Raw genomic sequence first — 7,287 nt, 5'->3', positions numbered from 1 at the left:
GACGCGGACCGAAGGGCCGCTCCTTCACCTCGCCTCCCGGGCGGGGACGCGGACGCGCGGCGGAGAGCCAGCCCGCCACCCCGCCTCCGGGAGCGAGTGGGGAGGAGCGGTGGGTGACGTGGGGGTGCGATGGAGGGTGTGCCGGTGAGGCGGACGGCTCAGGCCGAGGACGTGGCGAGCGGGCGCGGCCGGCGGCGGCTGCCGCGGGACGCGGCCGGGCTGGTACGGCGGCACGGCTGGTTCCTCGGCCTGTTCGCGGCCGGCGCCGCCCTGCGCGTGCTGGCGATGCTCGGCTACCGCCCGGCCCTGTGGTTCCCCGACACCTACACCTACGTCGTCACGGTCTTCCACCCCCGCCCCGACCTGGTGCGGCCGGCCGGCTACTCGATGTTCCTCAAGCTGCTGGAGCCGCTGCACTCCTTCGGCGCCGTCGCGCTGGCCCAGCACCTGCTCGGCCTGGCGACGGGGCTGCTGGTCTACCGGGCGGCGCGGCGGGCGCCGAGATGGGCGGCGACGCTGGCCGCGGCCCCCGTGCTGCTCGACGCGTACCAGGTCGAGCTGGAGCACCTGCTGGTCTCCGACACCCTGTTCATGTTCCTGATCGTGCTGGCCGTGGCGCTGTGCGTGACGCGGCGCACGTCCACCGTCGTGCTGATCGGGTTGCTGCTGGCCGCCGCGACCCTCACCAGGACGGTCGGCCAGCCGCTCATCGTCGTGCTGGCGGCGTGGTTCGTGCTGCGCCGGCAGATCAGACCGGCGGGGGTGCTGCTGGCCGCCGCGCTGGTCCCGGTCGTCGCGTACGGCGCCTGGTTCTACGCCACCTACGAGCGCGTCGGCATCGTCGGCGCCAACGGCGTCTTCCTGTACGCCCGGACGATGTCGTTCGCCGACTGCGACCGCATGGACCCGGCGCCCGACCTGCGCGTCCTGTGCGATCCGCGCCCGCCGGAGCAGCGCCCGCCGTCGCAGGAGTACATCTGGGCCAAGGACTCCCCGCTCGTGCTGCTGCCGGACATCACGTTCGCGAAGGCGAACGACGACCTGGCGGCCAGGTTCGCGATGCGGGCGATCACCGCCCAGCCGCTCGACTACGCCGCGTCGGTGCTGACGGAGCTGGGCCGCACGTTCGTCTGGGGCCGGCCGGTCTACCCCGACGCCGAGGTCTACGGCTACTACCAGTTCCCGGAGACCCCACCGGGGCCGCCGGGCCGCTATCCGGCACAGGTCGGTGCAGAATATGCCAAGCTCTATGAACAGGGCGCGATCGGCACAGAGATCGTCGAACCCTACGCCGGCGTGCTGCGGGCCTACCAGGGTTTCGCGCGGCTGCCCGGCACGGTGCTTCTCGCCGTCCTGCTGGTGCCCCCGGCGGCGGCGCTCGCGCGCAGGTGGCGCGGGAGGCGCCGCACCGGGGTTCCGGTCTGGCCGGTCTCGTGGTCGGCGGCCGTTGTGCTGTTGATCACACCGGCCGCGACCGCCGAGTTCGACTACCGGTACGTCCTGCCGGCCGTGCCCTTGGCCTGTTTGGCGGCGGCTCTGAGCCTTCGCCCTGACGTGCTAAGACAGTCCGGCAGCGAGAAAGAGTTTGGCGATGATATTCCACCCAATGTCCGGGTCTGAGTATGCTTTGCCGCGGAAACATCACGCCCTGGTCACGGTCGTTCCCCGCGGTCGTTGCTCGAGGCACGCCGTACGTGTACCTGGTGTCGTGGCGCGTAGCGACCGGGCCGGCGCACCAGGTGCGAGGAAAGAGGCTAGGGGCGTATGAGTGACTACAGGGGCGTGCCGGTAGTCGATCATGAGCTGGGCCGCCGTGTGGCCCCCACGCAGCCGGGCAGCAGGATGGCCAGAAGAGCGGCCGCAGGGGCTCCCCCGCCCGACGACCGGCCCCCGCGCGGTCACCGCTCCGGCAAGGGCGGAGGCGGCCAGACCAAGATGCGCGTGCTGGCCTGGGTCAGCATCGGCATGACCACGGTCATGGTGGCCGGCGCGCTCACGGCGTACACGGCCTACCGCGACGCCTTCGGCAACATCAACGAGAAGAGCGTCAAAGAGGACATCATCAACCCGCGTCCGCCGGACACGGGGGCGCTCAACGTGCTGCTCGTCGGCTCCGACACGCGCGCCGGCGACGGCAACGCCAAGTACGGCCAGCAGCTGGCCCGGACGGCCGACGCGGGCGGCAAGCGCACCGACACGATCATCCTGATGCACATCTCGCCCAACCGCGACAAGGCCCGCCTGATCAGCTTCCCGCGCGACTCCATGGTCGAGATCCCCCGGTGCAAGAACGAGGCCACCAAACAGGAGATGGCCCCGCGCCGCGACATGATCAACTCTGCGTACAACTCGGGCGGCATCGCCTGCACGATCTCCACCCTCGAGACCCTCACCGGCATCCGCATCAACCACTTCGTCGAGGTCGACTTCAGCGGCTTCAAGAACATCGTCGACGCCCTCGGCGGCATCGAGATCTGCCTGAAGTCGGGCGTCAACGACAAGGCCTCCAAGCTGGTGCTCCCGCCCGGCAAGAGCCTGCTGAACGGCGAGAAGGCCCTCGGCTACGTACGCCTGCGCCACTACGGCGACGGCAGCGACATCCAGCGCATCAAGCGCCAGCAGATCTTCCTCAGCAAGGTCGTCGCCAAGGCCACCAGCAGCGAGCTGCTCACCGACGTCGGACGCCTGCGCGAGTTCATCGCCGCCGCGGCCGGCTCGGTCACCATGGACCCCGAGCTGGCCAACGACACCGAGCAGCTCATCCAGATCGCGATGAGCGCCCGCGAGATGACCGCCAACGGCGTGCAGTTCACCACGGTGCCGTGGGTGCCCGACCCCAAGGACACCAACCGCGTCATCTGGAAGCAGCCCGACGCCACCGAGCTGTTCACCGCCATCAAGACCGACACCGAAGAGGCCAAGCCGACGCCGACCGCCAGCGCGAGCGCCAAGCCCAAGGTCACCGTCAAGCCCGAGCAGGTGAGGGTCCAGGTGCTCAACGGCACCAAGACCCCGGGCAAGGCCGCCGAGGTCGCCGACATGCTCGCCAAGCAGGGCTTCAACGTCGTCGGGGTCGGAAACTACGAGTCGCCCGACGGCCAGAGCCTGGCCAAGACCGCGGTGCACTACGCCAAGCCGACCGACATGGCCTCCGCCGGCGCGGACACGCTGGCCGGATCGGTGCTGCCCAAGCCCGCCGCCGAGCAGGGCAAGGTCCCGGCGGTCGGCGCGCAGGCGTACGCGTCCACGGCCGGCGTCTCGGCCACGGGCACGACCGTCAAGAGCACTCCGGTGACCCAGCTCGTGATCGGTGAGGACTTCGAGTCGGTCAAGGTGACCAAGCTCCCCGACAGCGTCGAGAGCAGCACCATCACTGCGTCGGAGCAGAAGAACGTCTGCACCTGAGTCTCAAAGTTCCCTGTGTAACCGGGCGTTCCGGGCCGAGGGGAACGGCGGACGGGCTAATCTGTTGCAGGTCGGCGACGCAGCGCGACACGGGTCCGCAAGACCCGCTGGGCGCCTGCCGTCGTGTTCCCCGGCCCCGAGCGAAGCTGAGCGACTCCCCCCGTGTCTGACACCAGATCCTCCCCGCCCGTCACGACTCCGCGGAGGCCCGCCGATGACGGGCCCGGCGCCACGGGACCGAGTTGGCCGTTACCACAAGGGACGTACTGGGGCGCGTCCACCGACCCCCATGGCGTCGGCGCCGGTGACCTCACCGCGCCCCAGCCCGCGGTGGGCCGGGGCGTCGCGCCCGGTGAGCAGCAGGAGCCGGACCCGGGCCCGCGCAAGCGCGACCCGTTCCTCGACAACGTCAAGTTCCTCCTGATCGCCCTGGTGCCGCTCGGCCACGCGCTGGTGCCCACGCTGACGGCCGACTCCTCCAGGTCGCTCTACATCTTCATCTACACGTTCCACATGCCGCTGTTCGTGCTGATCAGCGGCTACCTGTCGCGAAACTTCTGGGCCCACAACTCGACCGCCAAGGTCAACAAGCTGGTCGACACGCTGCTCATCCCGTACGTGGTGGTCGAGGTCGGCTACGCGGCGCTGCGGTGGGCGCTGGGCCACAAGTGGAGCCTGTCGATCGACGACCCGGCGTGGCTCAACTGGTACCTGGTGGCGCTGCTGTTCTGGCGGCTGTCCACACCGGTGTGGAAGCGGATGAAACACCCCGTGCCGGTGGCCATCGCGATCTACCTGTTCGCCGGCTTCAGCGAGATCAACGGCGACTTCAGCCTCGACCGCTTCTTCGGTCTCATGCCGTTCTTCGTGATCGGCCTGGTGCTGCAGCCCGAGCACTTCGAGCTGCTCAACCGGCTCTGGATCAAGATCGCCGGGGTGTTCGTCATCCTCGCCGCGGCCGCGGTGGCGATCTACGTCGCCGCCACCCGCACGCCCGTCGCGCCGTTCTACTTCAAGGGCAGCTACGACAAGCTCGGCCTCGAGTGGTACGAAGGTCTCGGCCTGCGCACCGGCCTGCTGGTGTGCGCGCTGGCCCTGTGCGTCGCGGTGCTGGCGCTGGTGCCCAGGAAGGAGACCTGGTACACCGACCTCGGCACCCGCACGCTCTACTGCTACCTGCTCCACGGCATCCCCGTCATGATCGCCAAGGAGATGGGCTGGCTGAAGTTCCCGTGGCTGTTCGGGCCGCTCGGCGTGCTGGCGATCAGCTCGGCCTGCTTCGCGCTGGCCATCATCCTGTGCCTGCCGCAGACCAGGGCGATCTTCAAGTGGGTGCTGGAGCCGCGCCTGACGTGGCTCTATCGGCGCCCCGCGCGAAGTTAAGCGACCGTTCCACCCGCATTAACGCCTTTGACCTGGTAGGCACGGACCATCGACACATGCGCGCATGTGTCGCCACGACCGTCCATCACCCCGAGGACGCCCGGATCATGCACCGGCAGATCCGGGCACTGCTCGACGCCGGTCACGAGGTGACCTACGTCGCGCCGTTCACGTTCTTCAACGTGACCCCCGCCATGAGGCTGACCGCGGTGGACGTGGCCCACGAGGCCTCGTACGGCAAGGCGCGCAGCGCGCTGAGACGCGGCGTCCGCGACGCGGACCTGCTGATCGTCCACGACCACCGGCTGCTGCGCGCCCTGCCCCACCGGCGCCCTCCGGTCGTCTGGGACGTACGCGAGCCCGTCACCCCCAGGAACCTCGCCCGCGCCGCGCGGCGCCACCGGGTGATCAGCCCCGAGGTGGTGCCCGAGGGGACCCTGGTGTCGCCCGGCCCGCCCCTCCCGGGCGACACCAGGGTCGTGCACATCGGCCGCCTGTCGGCCGAAAGCGGCGTGCACGAGCTGATCGGCCTGGCCGAGCGCCTGATCCCGTACGGCGTGCGGATGGACCTGATCGGCGCGGCGGCCCCCGGGGTGCGCCCGCTGCTGCGCGACGCCCAGCGCGTGGGCCTGCTCGACTGGTTCGGCTACGTGCCCAACCGCCACGCCCTGCGCATGGCCGAGGGCGCGCTGGCCGGGCTGTCGCTGGCCCGCGACACCGTCCGGACGCCGCCCACGAAGATCATGGACTACATGGGCCGCGGCCTGCCGGTCATCACGACCCCACCGGGCGCCCCGCTGGTCGAGCCCATCGGCTGCGGGCTCGTCGTGCCCCTCGACGTGGACTCCGTGCTGAACGCCGTCCTCGACCTCAAGGAGAACCCCGCGCGGCGGGTCAAGCTCGGGGCGCTCGGCCACGCCGAGGCCCGGCTGCGCCACCACTGGCCCGACCAGGCCGCCGCCTTCGTCCGCCAGGCCGAGTCCTGGGCCGGCCTGACCGCCCACGCCCTCGCCGTCTAGCTCGTCCCGGTCGCCGACTCCGGTGACAGCGCCGCGGCGGTGAGGCTCAGATGCCGCACGAGAGCCGCGGCCGCGGCGGCGGGGTCGCGGGTGAGAGCGGCCTCCTCGAGGCGACGGTGTTCGTCGGCCGACGAACGGTGCGGCGTGCTGTGGCCGGACCAGCGGCGGGCCAGTTCGCTCGCCGTCCACATCCGGTCGAAGGTGTCGAGCAGCACGGAGTTGCCGCAGCCCTCCAGGAGTGTGCGGTGGAAGGCGCGGTGGGCCTCGGCCCAGGCGTCGCTGTAGTACTCGCCCTCCTCGGGCGCGAACGCCGGGGTGCGCGCCAGCCTGTGGTGCGCGGCGCGGACGCGAGCCTCCCACTCGACGTCGCCGCGCTGGACCGACATGCGCAGCATGGGCTCCTCGACGGTCAGGCGGGCCTCGGTGAGCTCCTGCCAGCGGCGGTCGGAGAAGGCCGGCACGGCGAAGCCGCGGTTGGGCAGCCGGTCGGCGAGCCCCTCCCCCACCAGCCGCACCAGGGCCTCGCGCACCACGGCGAGGCTGACCCCCTGCTCCTTGGCGAGTTCCTGCGGCTTGAGGGCGTCTCCGGGAGCGTGGGCCCCGTGCAGGATGGCCGCCCGGAGCCGGGCGTGAACCTGCTCCGAGAGCATCTGCTTCCCCGCCGCCGCAGGTCCTCCGACCGTCTGAGTCACGGCCACATCATAACGGCCTCGGCAAAATAATCGATTATTCGTGCTACGATCGATTTCGTTCCTTCGACTAGGGAAAGACGTACGCGATGAGCCACAATGACCCCTTCGCCCGCCTGCCCGAGGCGGCGACGTTCACCGTCACCAGCGCGACCGTGACCGACGGCGCGGCCCTGCCCCCTGAGCAGATGTCCGCCGGCATCCCCGGCGGCCAGGACGTCTCCCCGCAGCTGTCCTGGAGCGGAGCCCCCGAGGGCACCAAGAGCTACGCCGTGACCGTCTACGACCCGGACGCCCCCACCGGCTCCGGCTTCTGGCACTGGGCCGTGGCCGACATCCCCGCCACCGTCACCGAGCTGCCGGCGGGCGCGGGCGACAACGCCGGCTCCGGCCTGCCCGAAGGCGCCTTCCAGCTGCCCAACGACGCCCGCGTGGCCCGTTTCGTCGGCGCCGCGCCGCCCGCCGGCCACGGCCCCCACCGCTACTTCATCGTGGTGCACGCCCTGGACGTCGAGCACATCGGCGTCCCGGCCGACGCCACCCCCGCCTACCTGGGCTTCACCATGTCCGGCCACATCCTCGCCCGCGCGGTCCTGACCGCCACCGCCGAGATCCCCGCCTGAGCCGTGGCACCCGCCGAAGGAGCGGCCCGCTCCTTCGGCGCCTAGGAGTGTCCTGAAGATCTTGCTGGGTGAGTCGGCATGAGTCGGCTCACCCTTTTGCTATGCAGTGATCGGGATGACAGTCCAGATGCCGTTGGTGTGGGCGAGTCCGAGGTTGATCAGACGGCG

The 7,287-nt window shown here is 70.8% G+C and carries 6 protein-coding genes; 5 read left to right on the top strand and 1 reads right to left on the bottom strand.

Annotated elements, in window-relative coordinates; translation table 11 throughout:
• The first annotated feature begins 144 nt into the window (after positions 1–144).
• The 4 genes from C1J01_RS44465 to C1J01_RS44450 all read left to right on the top strand — a co-directional run bounded on the left by C1J01_RS44465 (position 145) and on the right by C1J01_RS44450 (position 5,807).
• Positions 145–1,620 (top strand): glycosyltransferase family protein, encoded by a 1,476-nt coding sequence (locus C1J01_RS44465; protein ID WP_235855085.1) that lies wholly within the window; start codon positions 145–147, stop codon positions 1,618–1,620.
• A 144-nt stretch (positions 1,621–1,764) separates the two neighbouring features.
• Positions 1,765–3,405 (top strand): LCP family protein, encoded by a 1,641-nt coding sequence (locus C1J01_RS44460; RefSeq protein WP_111185041.1) that lies wholly within the window; start codon positions 1,765–1,767, stop codon positions 3,403–3,405.
• Between the two features lie 162 nt (positions 3,406–3,567).
• The gene (locus tag C1J01_RS44455) at positions 3,568–4,788 is read left to right on the top strand and encodes an acyltransferase family protein (RefSeq protein ID WP_111185040.1); all 1,221 of its coding nucleotides are present in this window, start codon (positions 3,568–3,570) and stop codon (positions 4,786–4,788) included.
• A gap of 56 nt (positions 4,789–4,844) precedes the next feature.
• On the top strand, positions 4,845–5,807 hold the full coding sequence (locus C1J01_RS44450; RefSeq protein ID WP_111185039.1) for a glycosyltransferase: 963 nt from the start codon (positions 4,845–4,847) through the stop codon (positions 5,805–5,807).
• Here the strand turns inward: C1J01_RS44450 and C1J01_RS44445 are convergent.
• The gene (locus tag C1J01_RS44445; RefSeq protein WP_235855084.1) at positions 5,804–6,499 is read right to left on the bottom strand and encodes a GntR family transcriptional regulator; all 696 of its coding nucleotides are present in this window, start codon (positions 6,497–6,499) and stop codon (positions 5,804–5,806) included. The genes C1J01_RS44450 and C1J01_RS44445 overlap by 4 nt on opposite strands.
• Before the next feature lie 86 nt (positions 6,500–6,585).
• Here C1J01_RS44445 and C1J01_RS44440 point away from each other — a divergent pair, with 86 nt between their 5' ends.
• Positions 6,586–7,119 (top strand): YbhB/YbcL family Raf kinase inhibitor-like protein, encoded by a 534-nt coding sequence (locus tag C1J01_RS44440; RefSeq protein WP_111185037.1) that lies wholly within the window; start codon positions 6,586–6,588, stop codon positions 7,117–7,119.
• Positions 7,120–7,287: the final 168 nt, after the last annotated feature.

Source organism: Nonomuraea aridisoli, assembly GCF_003236395.1.
GTDB classification, from domain to species: Bacteria; Actinomycetota; Actinomycetes; order Streptosporangiales; family Streptosporangiaceae; genus Nonomuraea; species Nonomuraea aridisoli.
This window is presented reverse-complemented; position numbering and strand designations above follow the sequence as displayed.